The sequence below is a fragment of the Rhizobium sp. BK289 genome, from assembly GCF_014193575.1.
Taxonomy (GTDB): domain Bacteria; phylum Pseudomonadota; class Alphaproteobacteria; order Rhizobiales; family Rhizobiaceae; genus Rhizobium; species Rhizobium tropici_C.
Genome location: NZ_JACHZO010000001.1, coordinates 198,723 through 214,243, shown reverse-complemented (window position 1 = coordinate 214,243; position 15,521 = coordinate 198,723). Strand labels below are relative to the sequence as shown.

Sequence of the window (15,521 nt, the reverse complement as noted above, 5' to 3'; positions counted from 1 at the left end):
CGAGAGGGTCGCAAAATCCATCCTCCGGTCGTCACAGCCCAAATTATCGTAAGGGAGACAATTATGGATACCAAAGTCGAAACTGCCGGCAAGTGTCCGTTTCCGCATGGAAACACAAGCGTTTCGGCCCGTTCGAACCGTGACTGGTGGCCGAACCAGCTGAACCTCAAGATTCTTCACCAGAACTCCGCGCTGTCCAGCCCGATGGGCACGGCATTCAACTATGCCGAAGAGTTCAAGAAGCTCGATCTGGAGGCCCTGAAGAAGGACCTCACCGCCTTGATGACGGATTCGCAGGATTGGTGGCCGGCCGACTTCGGTCATTACGGCCCGCTCTTCATCCGTATGGCCTGGCACAGCGCCGGCACCTACCGCACCGGCGATGGCCGCGGCGGCGCCTCCTCCGGCACGCAGCGTTTTGCGCCGCTCAACAGCTGGCCGGATAACGTCAACCTCGACAAGGCTCGCCGCCTGCTCTGGCCGATCAAGCAGAAATACGGCAACAGCATCTCCTGGGCCGATCTCATGATCCTCACCGGCAATGTCGCGCTGGAATCCATGGGCTTCAAGACCTTCGGCTTCGGCGGCGGGCGTGAAGACGTCTGGGAACCGGAAGAAGACATCTACTGGGGTGCGGAAGACACCTGGCTCGGCGACAAGCGCTACAGCGGCGATCGCGATCTGGAAAACCCGCTCGCAGCGGTGCAGATGGGTCTGATCTACGTCAATCCTGAGGGACCGAACGGCAATCCCGACCCGCTTGCAGCCGCACGCGACATCCGCGAAACCTTCGCCCGTATGGCCATGAACGACGAAGAAACCGTCGCCCTCATCGCCGGCGGCCACACCTTCGGCAAGACCCATGGCGCAGGCGATGCAGCCCATGTCGGTCCTGAGCCGGAAGCGGCCGGTATCGAGGAACAGGGCCTCGGCTGGAAGAACAGCTTCGGCACAGGCAAGGGCGGCGACACGATCGGCAGCGGTCTCGAAGTCACCTGGACCTCAACGCCGACGAAGTGGAGCAACAACTTCTTCTGGAACTTGTTCGGCTATGAATGGGAACTGACGAAGAGCCCGGCCGGCGCGCATCAATGGGTGCCGAAGCACGGCGCCGGTGCCGGCTCGATCCCGGATGCACACGACAAGTCCAAGCGTCACGCGCCGTCCATGCTGACGACCGACCTCGCCCTGCGTTTCGATCCAGCCTATGAGAAGATTTCTCGCCGTTTCTTCGAAAATCCGGATGAGTTCGCCGATGCCTTCGCCCGCGCATGGTTCAAGCTGACCCATCGTGACATGGGGCCGCGCGCCCGTTATCTCGGCCCGGAAGTGCCGAGCGAAGAGCTGATCTGGCAGGATCCGGTTCCCTCGGCCGATTATGCAGCGATCGACGCCAACGATGTCGCCACCCTCAAGGGCGAGATTGCTGCGTCGGGCTTGACCATCCCACAGCTGGTTTCGACTGCCTGGGCTTCCGCTTCCACCTTCCGCGGCTCCGACAAGCGCGGCGGTGCCAACGGCGCCCGCATTCGTCTCGCTCCGCAGAAGGACTGGGAAGCCAACCAGCCGGCCCAACTCGCTTCCGTGCTGCAGACGCTCGAAGGCATCCAGAAGAAGTTCAACGATGCCCAGGCCGGCAGCAAGAAGGTATCTCTCGCCGATCTTATCGTTCTCGGCGGTTCGGTTGCCATCGAGCAGGCTGCGAAGAAGGCCGGCCACGATGTGGCTGTTCCCTTCGCTCCGGGTCGTACCGATGCATCGCAGGAACAGACCGATGTCGACGCCTTTGCCGTTCTCGAACCGATCGTTGATGGCTTCCGCAACTACCAGCGGCGGGCCTACACCGTCTCCTCGGAAGAGCTGCTGATCGACAAGGCACAGCTGCTGACGCTGACGGCTCCGGAAATGACGGTTCTCGTCGGTGGCCTGCGTGTGCTGAACGCCAATGTCGGCCAGAGCCAGCACGGCGTCTTCACCAAGCGTCCGGAAACGCTGACCAACGACTTTTTCGTGAACCTGCTCGACATGGGCACGGAATGGAAGGCGGTTTCCGATGCCAAGGACGTCTTCGAAGGCCGCGATCGCGCAACCGGCGACGTGAAGTGGACCGCGACGCGCGTCGATCTCGTTTTCGGCTCCAACTCGCAGCTGCGCGCGCTCGCCGAGGTCTACGGCCAGGCCGATGCCGAGAAGAAGTTCGTGCAGGACTTCGTTGCCGCCTGGACAAAGGTGATGAACGCCGACCGCTTCGACATCGCTTGAAGTTAAAAGCATCGGGCGCGACCAAAATTGGTCGCGCCCGTTTCAGCCGATTTTCAAAGCAGCGCCTTGCTGTTTGCTTTTTTCAAACCACGCATTCAATCGCGTGCGGCTTGGGTGCTCGATCAGGTAATAGCTCAGCAACCCGAAACACATTGCCAGAACCAGCGCGAGAACTTGGGATAGCAGACCTTGCCGGGCGAGGATGTAGAATGGCTGCTGCCATAAGTAGATTGAAAATGACATCCGGCCGACTTGCCGGAAGATAACCCCTTCAAACAATATTGCGGAGAAGCGCGCAGCTCTCTCGATCATGCAGACGGCGAGCGCCAACAGCATGATTTTTGCACCGAAGAACAACCAGGCGGCATCGGCGAAAAGGCGCGCCGCCAGGCCGCAGAAAAATGCCAAGGGCACCAACCACTCCATGGCCGGCCGATAGCGATACTGCCCAAGCAGCAGGAATAATGCGGCGGAAATCAATATCGGCGCGACCGCCACATGGCTCGGCCAAAAGACTGTGAATGGATTCTGTCCGTAACCATCATATTGTAAGATGCCGTCGGCGATGGCGGCAAAGCCGAGGCCTAATATCAAAAGTCCAATGAACCGGTGATTGGCACCACGAAACAAGCAGGCCAGCAGGCCAAGCAAGACATAGCCGTGCTCCTCCACACACAATGACCAGATGTGGTCAAATACCGGGATGAAGCTACCGCTGTCGATTATGAGGTAATTCAACGTGAAAGAAAGTGCAGAGAGCACTCCCACGACGCCGGGTGTCAGCGGAGTCGAACAGAAAACGGCTGCATTTATGAAAACAAATAACAATAGAACGGGATAAACACGGCTGAATCGCCGAAAGAAGAAAACCCGGAGAGGCATTTTCCTCACAAAGAGGATATCGGCCATAAGGCGTCCGGAAAGAACAAAAAACAGGTCGACACCCGCGATCCAAGATTCGGAAGGTAGTGATCACCGCCGAAATGCCCCGCCAACACCAGCAAGACGGCCAGTCCGCGCCAACCGTCAAGGGCCGGGATATACGGCGGCTTTCCAAACTCGGACATCGAATGACTATCTGGTTGCCTTACTGGGCAACTATCCTAGGATGCAAATGCTAATAAAGGCGATATAGGTTACTATTAAAAGTATCAAAATACCCGCAGAAAGAGAACTTCATCGCGCAAGGAAAACCTGGTTCACTTCATGAGCAGCGATGAACGCGCAATGATCGAATTCTACCGCGCATAGCCATAGCCGTAGCCACTGTGCCTTTGGCCCCTCAGATATGATCCGAACAGATCTCGACACCATCTTCGTCCAGGGCGGGGAGATGTTCCGGCTTCCAGGGCAAGGCAGAAACGGCGTGGTTGCTGGGAACCGCGCCGCTGTCGATCTGCGTCAGCTGGCCGGGCGCAACTGCAGCCGGGAAACGCCGGCTGCGACATTCAGGCCGGTTCCGGCCTCGCCGCTCAGCGGCTGCAGCGCAAAGTTCTTGGAATTGCCGCCGACCAGCGCATTGGCTCCGAGACCGAGGCCAACGGAAGCACCGGCGGATGCGCCGACATAAGTGCCTGCCAGGGCACCATCGCCGACACGCGTAGGCGCGGTGTTGATGACGACCCAGCTCAGATAGGTCTTGCGGGTCACGCCGATGTCGATCCCGAGCTTGCCGATCGCGCCCGTATAGCGTTCGACCCTGCCGGTTCGCTGCTTGAAGGTGCAGCTGACCTGCTTGTTGGAACCGATGATCATGCCGACACCGCCTGCGACTTCGCAGGAAAGCGTTCCAAGGCGTTGCCGGGGCTCGGAGGCGACTTGCGCCGATTGCCTTTTCGGATGGTGTTGCTGGCTGCTGGCGGCGGAAGCCGCAGAACCGAAAGCCAGGACAATGGCCGCAGCCGTGATGATGATCTTTTTCATGACGTCTCCTTCGGCGGTTTGAGCGCCGCGGGCGGCCCGGACGGCGCAGGGGAATTCGACGAGCTGATCCCGGTCTCGATGGAAGGGCCGCGATCGGCGTGGATAACGATGTTGTTGATGATGCGGGTTCCAGCATAATCGCCGGCAATCGCGATGGCTTGCTGCCGTGCCTGATCGGATGGCGCAACCCCGGACAGGACGATCGCCCCCTCCTCGGCGACAACCTCGATACGGCAATCTTCCAGTCCTTTGGCATAAGCAATGAGGCACCGGATCGCCGCGCAGATCGCACTTCTATCCGGTGATGTCGTCAGCGATGACAGCTTGGCCAGAAAGAGCATCAGAAGCCTCGATAAATCGCGAGAAGAAGCGTTCGCGCCGACGGCTTCAGCGACGCGCGTTCCCGGTCAGCTTTCCGGCTGCTTCCTTGACTGCGCCTTCGGCACGGTTCCTGTTCATTTCCTGTCTCCTCGAGCTTCTTCAAAAAGAGGCAGCGCGGGCATTCCCCGAATGTCATGAACAACGAATTGGGGCAGCAACGCCTGCGCGTGCAGAGCAGAGGCAACAATGACTACTAGTAGAAGAAAGCCTTTTTGAGGCCAGAACCGCCCGGACAGGACGTTCCGGTTCACATTCAGCGGCTGCGGCGTACCTACCGCTCATGCCATTCCTCGTCTCGATATCGGCAACTTAGCTTGGAGGAACGATCGTTAAGAGAAACCGACGCTTACCGGGGTGTTATCCAGGCGCAGGCAGGGGCGGCTTCGCGCAGCAATAGTGATGGGGCAAGCGTGTGATTCGGAATCGTCAGCGCATCGAGGGTCATGGTCTGCTCTGTCGATAGGCGGACATCGAGTGCGCCAATATCCTCCTCCAGCTGCTCCATGCTCCGCACGCCGATAACGGTGGACGACACGGCCGTGCGCGCCATGACCCAGGCAAGGGCGACGCGAGCGGTACTGGTGCCAAGCTCGCCTGCTACGCGGATCAGGGCATCGACGATTTCGAAATCCTCCTCGCCGGGCGTCTGCGCCAATTGCGCCGCCTGACCCGACCTCAGCCGGGCATTGTCAGCGCGCGTATATTTTCCGCTGATGAGCCCACCATTCAACGGCGAATGCGATACCACGCCGAGCCCCAATCCGCGTGCCATCGGAATGAGCTCGACCTCGAAGAGCCTTGCAGCAAGTGAATATTCAATCTGCAGGCCGATGAACGGAGACCAGCCGTGGGATTGTGCGAGCAGATGTGCATGCGCCACCTTCCAGGCCGGCGCATCGGAGATGCCAAAATAGCGCAGTTTTCCGGATTGAACGAGATCGTGCAGCGCCGCGAGTATGTCCTCCAGCGGAGCCTGTATGTCCCAATTGTTCAGCCAATAAAGATCGAGATAGTCTGTGCGAAGCCGCCGCAGGGCCTGTTCGAACCCATCGATCACCGCTTTGCGGCCTGATGTTTCGCCATTCCGATCGGCGTTGAACCTGGCAGCGACGACGAGCTGGTCGCGCCTTATCGAGTTCTGCGCAAAGTAATTGCCGACAACCGTCTGGCCACCCGCTTTTACGTCGCCGTTGCCGGTGTCGAGATAATTGCCGCCGAGATCAAGATAGCGATCGAGAATCGCCGCAGCCTTATCGCGCGAATACCAAGCAAAATCCCCATCGAACGACATGGTCCCAAGTGCAAGCGGGCTGACGCGCAACTCCGAATGCCCGAGCGCAGCGTAATCACCAAGATGCATGCATTACCCCCCAGCCGGCGCAGGCCGATACATATTCATTACGATATGTAAGATTGCCGAACAAAGGAATTAAGCCGCAAATTGCGATTTTACAATTCGGGAATCCGGATAATGGGTCGGTCGCTGATCCGCTGATTGCTTGCCACGCTGGACCGAGCCTTCAAGGCTGCGAGGAATTCTCCACCGGGAGTAAGCAGGAGGGCCAGGGATTGCTGCCTTCCCGCAGCCAGGACAGCGTATCGATCCAGAAGCTGCTGGCATAACGATCATGAAACAGGCCGAAATGGCCGATCGCATCGCTGCTGAAATCGGCCGGTTTCAGCAACACCGGCATGCATTGCGCGCCGGTATAATAGCTCAGCGTGCGGCGGATGGCCGGCATCGTGCCGAGTTCGTCGTCCGAAACCGCAACGGCCAAAATCGGGGCTTTGACTGCCGCCATGCGACGCAGCACGGCCTCTCGCTCGCCTCTCGGATGGCTGCGCTCGAACCGGCGCCCGCGAAAACTCCATTCGTTTGCCACGCCTTTCGGCAGATCCTCAAGCCAGCCGAGCCGACGGCCGGGAAAATAGCCGCAGATCGCAGTCATTGCAGGCATGGCGATGTGCCATTTCAGGAACAGGGCGGCTCGCCTGCCGGGCATGTAATCGCCCCACCAGGCATATTGTGCGCCGACCGTCAGCATTCTGTCGATCATCGGGGCACTTTCGGCCAATCCCGGCAGGAAACCGCCGACGCTATGGCCGACCACCATGAGCGGGCCGCCGCGCCGATAAGCAGCCATCAGCCGAAGCGCGGCGTCGAAATCCCGCTCACCCCAATCCCGCCAGCGATAGTCCGAACCCCGCATCCGTTGCGGGCGTGACTGACCGATGCCGCGGTAATCGTAAGTCAGCACATCGAACCCATGCCCGGCCAGAAACTGCGCGTAACGATGATAGTAGCGCGCCAGAACGCCCGTGGCAGGATTGATAATGACGCTGCCTTCCGGTCTGTTCATCCCGGTCAGCCACAGATGGCCGCCGAGAACGACGCCATCCCGGCAGGGAATGGAAATCGGCAGATTGCTTGCATCCGCCAATGGAATTGCTCGTTCGCTCATGGCCGCCAAGATGAGGCGAGCGCTGCGTTGTGTATATTCACTACCCGGTATACATTAGGCTATGAGAGACCGCTCCCAGCCGACACGCGACCGCATTCTTCAGGCCGCCGGAAAGCTCTTCCATCGTGACGGCATCCGCGCGATCAGCGTCGACGCCATCGCCGAAAAGGCGGGCGTCACCAAGCGCACTCTCTATTATCATTTCCGCAGCAAGGACGACCTGATCGCCGCCCATCTGCAAGCACGCGACGAGCCTAACCTGGTTCTGTTCAAGCGCTGGTTCGAGGAAACGGACGGCGATATCGCCGAGAAAGTCGCCGGTATTTTTCACCATCTGGCACAGTCGGCGCGCAGCGCCAAATGGAAGGGCTGCGGCTTCCTGCGCACCTCGGTGGAGCTCATCAATCTCCCCGGCCATCCGGCCCTGGTGGCTGCCCGCGCCCACAAGAAGCGCGTCGAGGATTGGCTGGGTTCGGCTTTCATGGAGGCTGGAGCCGGCAATGATGCCCTGCCGCTCGCGCGCCAGATCATGCTGCTTCTCGACGGCGCGTTTGCCGTGGTGCTGCTCCATCGCGATCCAAGCTATATGGAAACTGCGGCGGATGCGGCAGCCGAGCTTGTCAAAAGTCGTCTGATAGCACCGCCAGAGCGCGATTCCGCGACTGACAAACCAGGTCAGTTGAACGAAAGCAGACCGTAGAGAGTGGCAGCCGCCGCATCGATCTGGATAGCCTCATCCGATCCGGTTCCGCTCGCCTCGTCCTTTTCTTTCTTCGCCTGTCTTTCGAGGGCTTTCGTGACCTTGTCGTTGCTGCCGCCGTCTTGAGCGCTCTCGATAACGTCTTCGATCGTCAGGCCAAGCTTATCGAGGCCGAGCTGCCTTTCAAGCACATGAAACGCTCCCATGCCACCAGCCTGCACCTTCATCTCGCCATAGACCTTTTTCATCGCTGCAACAAACTCGTCCATGGAGGAATAGTCGCTTCGTTCAACCCCAAGAGCCCGGCCCGTCCGCTCGATAAGATCAAGCTTCTGCTTGGCGATGCTGTCCCTGCTCATGCTGAACATGGCTTCCGAGACATTCGACTGGGCCTGTGTGGGCTGCTTGGAAACGGCCACTTTATTCACTTGGCCGGTCGCCACTGCAATAAGACTATCGGCGGCGGACGGAGACTGCTCCGTCATTGTCGTGCCCTTATTCAATTGCTGGAGAATGGCCAAGGCCGCCGAGGGCACGTTTGAAATCGCTGTCATCGCTTATCCTCAAGCGCCACAGCCTCTCCCTCATGGAAGCTTGACGCAAAGCCCTATGCCTCATGCGATAGTCGATGATCGGAATACTACCTCAGGTTAGTTAAAGGTTCATAACCCAGGATATAGGCCCGCGCGAGATATTCTCTAAAAGTTGCATGTTCCGGTGAAAGTCATTTTCTACACGGCGATGTCCGGAAACCGGATACGCTGCGAGTGAAATCACCGGTGATCATCAAAATCTTCGCTGCTCGCATCGCTTCCTCCCTCAAAACCAACGCACAGCACTCTATCAAAGCCTCTACGGTCGCGGGTATTAGGGGAATACGACACGCCATTTATGACCTTGCTTACGGCGCCGGCGCACGGCTGATGTCCGGGATTGCGCAGGCTTCACCGCCGCCAAAGAGACGAGAGCGTGTTAGAAACCGCTTCTCTCGTCCATTATCGAGCGAGAACATGCCGCCGCGTCCCGGCACGACGTCGATGATGAGCTGTGTGTGCTTCCAGGCCTCGAACTGGCTGCCACTGATATAAACCGGCACGCCGCCAATCTCGCCGAGCTTGACGTCGTTGTCACCGATCATGAACTCGCCTGCCGGATAGCACATCGGCGACGAGCCGTCGCAACAGCCGCCCGACTGATGAAACAGGATATCCGGATGATCCTGCTGTATCTCGCGGATAAGCTCGAGCGCCTTGTCGGTCGCGAGCACCCGCGGTTCCGATCCACCGTCGTTCATCATGATCCTCCATCTCCGCCTGTAAATGCTTGAAGGCTCCCGGCCGCGGCTGGGAGCCTTGACGGCTTGATTGGGAGATCTCAGAAGAAGCCCAGAGCCTTCGGGCTGTAGCTCACCAGCATATTCTTGGTCTGCTGGTAGTGATCGAGCATCATCTTGTGCGTCTCGCGCCCGATACCCGATTGCTTGTAGCCGCCGAAGGCCGCGTGGGCCGGATAGGCATGATAGCAATTCGTCCAGACGCGACCGGCTTGGATCTCACGGCCAAAGCGATAGGCACGATTGCCGTCGCGGGTCCACACACCGGCACCGAGGCCGTAGAGCGTGTCATTGGCGATCTCAAGCGCTTCCTTCTCGTCCTTGAAGGTCGTCACAGAAACAACCGGGCCGAAGATCTCCTCCTGGAACACACGCATCTTGTTGTGCCCCTTGAAGATGGTCGGCTTGATGTAATAACCGCTCGACAGCTCGCCACCGAGATCGGCGCGCGCGCCGCCCGTCAGCACCTCGGCGCCTTCCTGCCTGCCGATATCGAGATAGGAGAGGATCTTCTCCATCTGCTCGCTCGATGCCTGGGCGCCGATCATGGTTGCCGCATCAAGCGGATTGCCCTGCTTGATGGCTTCCACGCGCTTGACGGCCCGCTCCATGAAGCGATCGTAGACCGATTCCTGGATCAAGGCGCGGCTGGGGCATGTGCAGACTTCGCCCTGGTTAAGCGCGAACATCGCAAAACCTTCGAGCGCCTTGTCAAAGAAATCATCGTCTTCGGCCGCGACATCGGCAAAGAAGATGTTCGGCGACTTGCCGCCAAGTTCGAGCGTGACGGGGATCAGGTTCTGGCTGGCATATTGCATGATCAGCCGGCCCGTCGTCGTCTCGCCGGTAAAGGCGATCTTGGCGATGCGCGGGCTGGTGGCCAGCGGCTTGCCGGCTTCGAGGCCGAAGCCATTGACGATGTTGAGCACGCCCGGCGGCAGGAGATCGCCTACGAGTTCGGCCCAGACCAACAGCGAGGCCGGTGTCTGCTCGGCCGGCTTGATGACGACGCAATTGCCGGCGGCCAGTGCCGGCGCAAGCTTCCAGGCGGCCATCAGGATCGGGAAATTCCACGGAATGATCTGACCGACGACGCCAAGCGGCTCATGGAAATGATAGGCGACGGTGTCATGGTCGATCTCGCCGATCGAGCCTTCCTGGGCGCGAATGCAGGAGGCGAAATAGCGGAAATGGTCGATCGCGAGCGGAATATCGGCTGCCATTGTTTCGCGGATTGGCTTGCCATTGTCCCAGCTTTCGGCCTGCGCCAGCACTTCCAGCTTGTCTTCCATGCGCTGGGCGATTTTCATCAGGATATTGGAGCGCTCGGTGGTAGACGTCCGCGCCCACTTGTCCTTGGCCGCATGGGCGGCGTCGAGGGCGGCGTTGATGTCCTTTTCATCGGAGCGCGGTATCTCGCAGATCTTGCCGCCGGTGATCGGCGTGAGGTTGTCGAAATACTTGCCGGCGATCGGTTCGCGCCACTCGCCACCGATATAGTTGCCATATTTCAGCTTGAACGGAGATTCGACGATCTTCTGATGCAGCATGCCATCCTCCCTTGGTCGGCAGGTCCGGTCAACGAACCCATGGGAGAAGTCTGAGTGCATATGCTTTCGGACGGTAGGCCCATCGGGTAATGCTGCAGTGCACAGTGTCGCAACCCTGCGACATCTGCCTAAACAAATGCTCCGTCTTTAGAGGTCAGTGCAGATTGAGCCGGTTCATCTTCCGATGCAGCGTCGAACGGCTCATGCCGAGCGCCGCGGCCGCCTGCGAGACATTGCCGTTGGCGCGCGAAAGAGCTCTGAGCAGGGCGGCGCGTTCGGCCTCCAGGAGATCCTCACCCCCGGCCCCCTGCTCGCGCAGAATATCGGAAGCAGGAATTCCCGCCGCGATGCGATGATCGTCAAGCTTCAGCGCAAGGCGGGCCGCCCGTGTCGCGCCGAGCACGAGATCGTTGCGGTCGACGGCGAGCAGCGCGGAGTTGGAGGCCGTCTCCGTCGGTACCATGACGAAGCGCGCACCGGCAAAGGCACTGCGGAAAAGATTGAGCTCGATCCGCATCGCCGCATCGCGCACCGTCTGCGACAGGATCGCCAGGGTCGCGTCGTTGACATCGTCGCGGCAGCTGGAAATGTCGAGCGCGCCGGCGAGCTGGCCGCGATGATCGCGGATCGGCGCCGTGGTGCAGCTGAGATTGATGTTGGAGCAGAAGAAGTGCTGATCGCGAAAGATCGCAACGGCCCGCTCGTCGGCAAGCGCCGTGCCGATGCCATTGGTGCCGATGCTGGCTTCGGTCCAGACGGAACCTGTCCACAGGCCAAGGTCGTGGAATTCCTTGTCGTCGCCGGCAGCACCTCGGCGCTCGAGCGCGATGCCGTCTCGATCGGTCAGAAGCAGGCAGCAGCCGGCCTTGCCGACCGCAAGGAAAAGACGGTCCAGTTCGTTCGAAGCTTCGGCGACCAACCGCTGCGAGCGCTCCAGCGCCGCCTGGAATTCCTGGCCCGCCAGTCGTATCGGCAGACGCTTATCTTCCGGCGCAAGGCGATGCATGGTCATGCAGCGACGCCAGGATGCGACGACTGAAGAACTTGCCGCGGCCGATTGCGCGGACGCGTAGACCTGATCCGCATGCGCGGAATATTCGTGCATCTGGCTCCTCCCACCGAACGCTGCCCTGATTGTCGCTAAAAAAGGCAGCCGAGGCAATCCTCCCCTCGCTTTGTGAGCGCGGCTGCGAAATTCCGCTGCTATCTCTCTGGCGAAAAAGCCTTTTTTTGCTTCGTCCGCTTTTCCTGCCGGCATTGCGATATTCAGAAAAGTGAACCTGGCCCGACGAGAGGCCAATGTCGCAGTTAGTCGTCCGGGCGGCTGAAATGCATGCCGCTCGGCGCTGCAGACGCGCTGCATGGCGGCTTTCAGGCACCTGTCAGCGTATTGCTGTAGCAGCCTCACCAAGGGAAACACAGCGTAAGGCCTTATTCGCGGGCATCAGCGAATGATCGGCAGCAATGGGAAGTCGGCTTCATGCAGGCATGGCAGCGGAAACAGGAGGTCATGAAAGAGGCGCTGGAGCATTCCGCGAAAACCTGTCGCAGGCGTCTGATCGGTGGCGTCCGATGTTTCTTCAATACCCCTGCCATCGCGCCTCCCGAAAATCGCGCATTTCTCGAGCGCCCTATCACCATCATCGCCGTCTTCCTTGCCCTGTCATTGCTCGTGATGGCGACTTCAGACTACCCCTTGGGCGTCTGGATGAAATCGTTCCCTGAGCAATTGCGCGGAATGGCGAAATGGATCAGCAGCCTCGGCACAGGGCTGCTGGTGCTCTCATTCAGCGGCACATTGCTGATGTTCGCCATCCTCGCTCCCGCGTACAAATTGCGCAAATCGATGCGAACCGGCGCAGACCTCATCGCCACCGCGGCTGTATTCGTCTTCCTGGCGGTTGCCGGCGGCGGCATTGTCGCTTCGCTCGCCAAGAACATCATTGGCCGTGCCAGACCGGAACTCCTGCAGACGAACGGCGCCTTTTATTTTCGCCCCCTTGCCCTACACGCCGACTTCGCATCCTTTCCCTCCGGACATTCGGCAACAGCCGGCGCCATGGCGATGTCGCTGGCGCTCGTCTTCCCTCGCCTTCGCCCCATATTCATGCCGGTCGGCGTCCTGATCTGCCTGTCGCGCCAATGGGTCGGTGCCCACTGGGCGAGCGACACGCTGATGGGCTGGGGCGTCGGCGTCGCCTTCACCCTGTGGCTGGCGCACGCCTTCGCGCGGCGGCATCTCCTCTTTGCCTATGATTCCGATGGCCGCCTGCGCCTGGGAGAGCAATACAAGGCAATTCTGGCCGTCCGGCGCGCTTTGATACGGCGCATGCCTCTGGTCGGCAAAAAACCGATACCTGCGGCAAAGACGTGTCCTTCACAGTCCCACCCCGCACATCAAACCTTTGAAGTTCAGTCCTGATCCCAAAGGCGATTCTTCGGCACGGCTTGCAGACCTGCAGACCGGCGCGCCTCAAATGCCTGCCTTCCCCATGTGAATGCAAAATGATCGAACGCAGCGACGGATTTACCGATCGCAGCCGTTTAAGCGCTGAAGGGATAACAGCATCAAACTTCCCTTAGGACGAATGAGGACATCATGAGAAAGATCATCTTGCTGGCTTTTGCAGCAGCTGCCAGCTTCGCCGCGATCTCGCCGGCCGAGGCTCGCGACGGATGCGGCATCGGCTTCCATCGCGGCCCTTATGGCTATTGCCGCCCGAATGGGCCCCCGGTTGTGGTCGTGCCTGCAGTTCCGGCCTATGGCGTGTTTTATCCCGGCCGCGGCTACTGGGACGGACATCGCTACTGGGTACATCGCGAATGGTGGCACGGCGGCTGGCGCTATCGCTAAGCCCGTCTTTTGATGGAATCCCGGCCCGGTCATCGAGATCGGCCGTGCCGTTCGTCGAACCGATCGTTCGCTACCGAGCCGGGTTACAGCAAATTGACCAGACACGATAGAGACGGCCGGCCGTGGCGCCCAAAGCTGGTCGTCATCGGCCCAGCTTCGGCCGATGACAAGCGATACGCCACATCGTCAACCCGCCGCATTCGCAGCGCTGAGGACGGCCTTGACGCTTGCGGTCGCAGCATCGTCATCGATGCCAACGCCGAAAATCTGGGTGCCGTCCGGCCGGACGCATTGCAGATAAGCAGCCGCTTTCGCCTCGCTTCCGCGGCGAAGCACATGCTCCTGATAGTCCATAACGCCGAGCGTCACGCCGAATGTCTCGGCAATCGCGGCAAGCACCGCCGAGATGAGCCCGTTGCCGCGGCCGCTGACGGCAACGTCCCGACTGCCATGGCGAATCCGGCCGGTGAAAATGCGCTCCGCACCGGCGCCCTTGCGGAAGCCGCCTTCGTAATCGACAAGCTCGAAGCTTTCGACATCATCGACATGATAGGCGTGCACGAACGCCTTCCAGATATCCTCGGCCGTCAGTTCCCGCCTGGTGCTATCGGCGAGAAGCTGTACCCGCTTGCTGAAATCGACCTGCATGGCGCGGGGCAGCTTCAAGCCCTTATCCTGCTCGATGACCCAGGCGACACCGCCCTTGCCCGATTGGCTGTTGACACGGATGACGGCCTCATAGCTCTCGCCGATATCGGCGGGATCGACAGGCAAATAGGGCATTTCCCAGATGCCGTCATTGCGTCGCTCGTGTGCGGCAAACCCTTTACGGATGGCATCCTGATGCGAACCGGAGAATGCGGTGTGCACCAGCTCGCCCGCATAAGGATGGCGCGGGTGGATAGAGATCCTATTGCAATATTCCACCGTCTTGACCACGTCGCGGATCGACGGAAAGGTCAGGCCGGGATCGATGCCTTGGGTGTAGAGGTTCAAGGCCAGCGTCACCAGATCGACGTTGCCGGTGCGCTCACCATTGCCGAAGAGGCAGCCTTCGACGCGATCGGCGCCAGCTAGCAGCGCCTGTTCGGCCGAGGCCACCGCCGTACCGCGATCGTTGTGCGGATGGATGCTGATGATGACGGCTTCCCGCCGCGAAATATTGCGGCAGAACCATTCGATTTGGTCGGCATAGACATTCGGCATCGCCACCTCCACCGTTGCCGGCAGGTTGAGGATGGCGGGCCGCTCCACGGTCGGCTGCCAGACATCGAGCACGCGCTCGCAGATTTCCAGGGCGAAATCCGGCTCGGTAAAACAAAAGGTTTCCGGCGAATATTCGAAGGTCCAATCGGTGTCAGGCTGTCTGCGACTTTCCTCCAGCATCGCCGTGACGCCGCTGATCGCCAGATCGACGATCTCGTGCCGCTCCATACCGAAGACGACGCGGCGGAAGAGCGGCGCCGTCGCATTGTAAAGATGGACGATGGCTTTGCGCGCGCCCACGAGGGACTCGAAGGTGCGGGCGATGAGATCGGCGCGCGCCTGGGTGAGCACCTGAATCGTCACATCCTCGGGAATGCGATCCTCCTCGATCAGCGCGCGGACGAAATCGAACTCGATCTGCGATGCCGACGGAAACGCAACCTCGATCTCCTTGAAACCGGAGGCTAGAAGCATGTCGTAGAAGCGCAGCTTGCGCTCGACATCCATCGGGTTGGCGAGCGCCTGGTTTCCATCGCGCAGATCCGTGGAAAGCCAGCGCGGTGCCTCGGCGAGCCGCTTGTTCGGCCATTGCCGATCCGGCAATTCGATGGGCGAGATAAAGGGGCGATATTTGATTTTGGGATTCTTCAGCATGATCCGTTCCGTCACGTGTCGGTAAATTCAGGAAAAAGCGGACAGCAGCCTACGGTCGCCGGGATGCCGTCAGGCCCGACGACCGCCGGTAAGTCGCAGCGCAACGGAAAGCTGAAGGGAAGCGAGCACGCAGAATACGGCACCGATGTTCGCCCGCATGTGCAGCGATGCGATGGCAGCGAGATGCGGCCGATCT

Annotated in this window: 14 protein-coding genes; 4 read left to right on the top strand and 10 right to left on the bottom strand. The window is 60.0% G+C overall.

What is annotated here, in order from left to right; all coding sequences use genetic code 11:
- Nucleotides 1–63 precede the first annotated feature (63 nt).
- Nucleotides 64–2,262 (top strand): catalase/peroxidase HPI, encoded by a 2,199-nt coding sequence (katG, locus tag FHT84_RS00960; RefSeq protein ID WP_183761165.1) that lies wholly within the window; start codon nt 64–66, stop codon nt 2,260–2,262.
- Nucleotides 2,263–2,304: 42 nt separating this feature from the next.
- Here katG and FHT84_RS00955 read toward each other — a convergent pair whose 3' ends face one another.
- The 5 genes from FHT84_RS00955 to FHT84_RS00935 form a co-directional block, all read right to left on the bottom strand.
- On the bottom strand, nt 2,305–3,171 hold the full coding sequence (locus tag FHT84_RS00955) for an acyltransferase family protein (RefSeq protein WP_246698435.1): 867 nt from the start codon (nt 3,169–3,171) through the stop codon (nt 2,305–2,307).
- Between the two features lie 492 nt (nt 3,172–3,663).
- Nucleotides 3,664–4,185: a DUF992 domain-containing protein gene (locus FHT84_RS00950; RefSeq protein ID WP_183761167.1), complete on the bottom strand. Its 522-nt coding sequence runs from the start codon at nt 4,183–4,185 to the stop codon at nt 3,664–3,666.
- Nucleotides 4,182–4,526, bottom strand: coding sequence for a BON domain-containing protein (locus FHT84_RS00945; RefSeq protein ID WP_183761169.1), 345 nt, complete (start codon nt 4,524–4,526; stop codon nt 4,182–4,184). Before FHT84_RS00945 ends, FHT84_RS00950 begins: the two co-directional genes overlap by 4 nt.
- A 386-nt stretch (nt 4,527–4,912) precedes the next feature.
- Nucleotides 4,913–5,926: an aldo/keto reductase gene (locus FHT84_RS00940; RefSeq protein ID WP_113250338.1), complete on the bottom strand. Its 1,014-nt coding sequence runs from the start codon at nt 5,924–5,926 to the stop codon at nt 4,913–4,915.
- 160 nt (nt 5,927–6,086) lie between these two features.
- On the bottom strand, nt 6,087–7,028 hold the full coding sequence (locus tag FHT84_RS00935) for an alpha/beta fold hydrolase (protein ID WP_169643268.1): 942 nt from the start codon (nt 7,026–7,028) through the stop codon (nt 6,087–6,089).
- A 61-nt stretch (nt 7,029–7,089) separates the two neighbouring features.
- Here FHT84_RS00935 and FHT84_RS00930 point away from each other — a divergent pair, with 61 nt between their 5' ends.
- A complete protein-coding gene (locus tag FHT84_RS00930; RefSeq protein ID WP_112344637.1) occupies nt 7,090–7,728 on the top strand; it encodes a TetR/AcrR family transcriptional regulator in 639 nt (212 codons plus the stop codon).
- Here the strand turns inward: FHT84_RS00930 and FHT84_RS00925 are convergent.
- The 4 genes from FHT84_RS00925 to FHT84_RS00910 all read right to left on the bottom strand — a co-directional run bounded on the left by FHT84_RS00925 (nt 7,704) and on the right by FHT84_RS00910 (nt 11,716).
- Nucleotides 7,704–8,282 carry a hypothetical protein gene (locus tag FHT84_RS00925; protein WP_112344636.1) on the bottom strand — a complete coding sequence of 193 codons (579 nt, stop codon included), beginning with the start codon at nt 8,280–8,282 and terminating at the stop codon, nt 7,704–7,706. The two genes, FHT84_RS00930 and FHT84_RS00925, sit on opposite strands and share 25 nt — an antisense overlap.
- A 347-nt stretch (nt 8,283–8,629) precedes the next feature.
- Nucleotides 8,630–9,022 (bottom strand): DUF779 domain-containing protein, encoded by a 393-nt coding sequence (locus FHT84_RS00920; RefSeq protein ID WP_112345177.1) that lies wholly within the window; start codon nt 9,020–9,022, stop codon nt 8,630–8,632.
- An 80-nt stretch (nt 9,023–9,102) separates the two neighbouring features.
- Nucleotides 9,103–10,611 (bottom strand): aldehyde dehydrogenase, encoded by a 1,509-nt coding sequence (adh, locus tag FHT84_RS00915; RefSeq protein ID WP_113250336.1) that lies wholly within the window; start codon nt 10,609–10,611, stop codon nt 9,103–9,105.
- Between the two features lie 154 nt (nt 10,612–10,765).
- On the bottom strand, nt 10,766–11,716 hold the full coding sequence (locus FHT84_RS00910) for a GAF domain-containing protein (protein ID WP_112344634.1): 951 nt from the start codon (nt 11,714–11,716) through the stop codon (nt 10,766–10,768).
- A 375-nt stretch (nt 11,717–12,091) separates the two neighbouring features.
- Here FHT84_RS00910 and FHT84_RS00905 point away from each other — a divergent pair, with 375 nt between their 5' ends.
- Both FHT84_RS00905 and FHT84_RS00900 read left to right on the top strand, forming a co-directional pair.
- The gene (locus tag FHT84_RS00905) at nt 12,092–13,033 is read left to right on the top strand and encodes a phosphatase PAP2 family protein (protein WP_113250334.1); all 942 of its coding nucleotides are present in this window, start codon (nt 12,092–12,094) and stop codon (nt 13,031–13,033) included.
- 177 nt (nt 13,034–13,210) lie between these two features.
- Complete coding sequence (locus FHT84_RS00900) at nt 13,211–13,465, top strand: hypothetical protein (RefSeq protein WP_112344632.1); 255 nt, start codon at nt 13,211–13,213, stop codon at nt 13,463–13,465.
- Nucleotides 13,466–13,651: 186 nt separating this feature from the next.
- Here the strand turns inward: FHT84_RS00900 and leuA are convergent, their stop codons facing one another.
- Nucleotides 13,652–15,325: a 2-isopropylmalate synthase gene (gene leuA / locus FHT84_RS00895; protein ID WP_112344631.1), complete on the bottom strand. Its 1,674-nt coding sequence runs from the start codon at nt 15,323–15,325 to the stop codon at nt 13,652–13,654.
- Nucleotides 15,326–15,521: the final 196 nt, after the last annotated feature.

What these genes read in the sequence shown, in the direction of transcription:
- katG (WP_183761165.1), top strand. Translation starts at nt 64, where the DNA reads ATGGATACCAAAGTCGAAACTGCCGGCAAGTGTCCGTTTCCGCATGGA.
- FHT84_RS00955 (WP_246698435.1), bottom strand. Translation starts at nt 3,171, where the DNA reads ATGGCCGATATCCTCTTTGTGAGGAAAATGCCTCTCCGGGTTTTCTTC.
- FHT84_RS00950 (WP_183761167.1), bottom strand. Translation starts at nt 4,185, where the DNA reads ATGAAAAAGATCATCATCACGGCTGCGGCCATTGTCCTGGCTTTCGGT.
- FHT84_RS00945 (WP_183761169.1), bottom strand. Translation starts at nt 4,526, where the DNA reads ATGCTCTTTCTGGCCAAGCTGTCATCGCTGACGACATCACCGGATAGA.
- FHT84_RS00940 (WP_113250338.1), bottom strand. Translation starts at nt 5,926, where the DNA reads ATGCATCTTGGTGATTACGCTGCGCTCGGGCATTCGGAGTTGCGCGTC.
- FHT84_RS00935 (WP_169643268.1), bottom strand. Translation starts at nt 7,028, where the DNA reads ATGAGCGAACGAGCAATTCCATTGGCGGATGCAAGCAATCTGCCGATT.
- FHT84_RS00930 (WP_112344637.1), top strand. Translation starts at nt 7,090, where the DNA reads ATGAGAGACCGCTCCCAGCCGACACGCGACCGCATTCTTCAGGCCGCC.
- FHT84_RS00925 (WP_112344636.1), bottom strand. Translation starts at nt 8,282, where the DNA reads ATGACAGCGATTTCAAACGTGCCCTCGGCGGCCTTGGCCATTCTCCAG.
- FHT84_RS00920 (WP_112345177.1), bottom strand. Translation starts at nt 9,022, where the DNA reads ATGAACGACGGTGGATCGGAACCGCGGGTGCTCGCGACCGACAAGGCG.
- adh (WP_113250336.1), bottom strand. Translation starts at nt 10,611, where the DNA reads ATGCTGCATCAGAAGATCGTCGAATCTCCGTTCAAGCTGAAATATGGC.
- FHT84_RS00910 (WP_112344634.1), bottom strand. Translation starts at nt 11,716, where the DNA reads ATGCACGAATATTCCGCGCATGCGGATCAGGTCTACGCGTCCGCGCAA.
- FHT84_RS00905 (WP_113250334.1), top strand. Translation starts at nt 12,092, where the DNA reads ATGCAGGCATGGCAGCGGAAACAGGAGGTCATGAAAGAGGCGCTGGAG.
- FHT84_RS00900 (WP_112344632.1), top strand. Translation starts at nt 13,211, where the DNA reads ATGAGAAAGATCATCTTGCTGGCTTTTGCAGCAGCTGCCAGCTTCGCC.
- leuA (WP_112344631.1), bottom strand. Translation starts at nt 15,325, where the DNA reads ATGCTGAAGAATCCCAAAATCAAATATCGCCCCTTTATCTCGCCCATC.